This is a genomic window from Dielma fastidiosa, from assembly GCF_000313565.1.
In the GTDB taxonomy this organism is placed as follows: Bacteria; Bacillota_I; Bacilli_A; order Erysipelotrichales; family Erysipelotrichaceae; genus Dielma; species Dielma fastidiosa.
In genome coordinates this window covers 1-702 of sequence record NZ_CAEN01000093.1, presented here as the reverse complement: position 1 = coordinate 702, position 702 = coordinate 1, and the positions used below count along the sequence as shown (strand labels likewise).

Here is a 702-nt window from a genome sequence, read left to right as displayed (position 1 = left end):
CTTCCGCCGCCAAAGCTGCCGCCGCCTGTTCCACCGCCGGTATTTCCTGATCCTTCAGCTTTCCATTGCGCTGTCAGTGTGTATGTCTTAGAAGTTTCCGGACTCTTGATCGTACCATTCTTTGCATAGCTGATACCATCGTCGCCCTTCCAGCCGGTGAAGATATAATTTTTTCTTATTGGTTCTTCACCATTCAATAGGATCTCACTGCCAAGACTCTGACTGATTGAGGTGAATTGACCTGTACCGCCATTTAGTTCGAAGTTTACGACATATTTTGCCTCGGCATTAGCTGTAACCTTTACCTTGCCGGCCGTGTATTCAGTGGCTTTGTTGTCGCCCTCAGTGACAGTCACTTTTAATGTGTAATATTTAGTCTCATCATTTAAAGTCACGCTGCAGACAGCTGTATTACATACTGCATCACCTAGACTATTGCTGTCGCTTGATGCGAACCATTGATAAGTAATTGCCGTGTATTCATCAGCATTGATCACATTGCTCGTTAATTCATAACTGGCACCATTGTCAATCACTTGATCATAGAATGCAGAGGTTTCTGGCTTCTTAGAATCGGTGACATAGAGAACGTTCACTTCCTTGCCATTACCGCTTAACACATAACCAGCCGGCACATTGATGATTTCAATTTTAATGCGGCCGCTCTTTTTCAGGTTATTGAGCGTTAATTCATAGTTATTC

At 43.7% G+C, this 702-nt stretch carries 1 protein-coding gene; it reads right to left on the bottom strand.

Annotated elements, in window-relative coordinates; translation table 11 throughout:
- Window positions 1–702: InlB B-repeat-containing protein (locus DAHG_RS18180; protein WP_034456139.1), on the bottom strand; the 702-nt coding region annotated here is incomplete at both ends.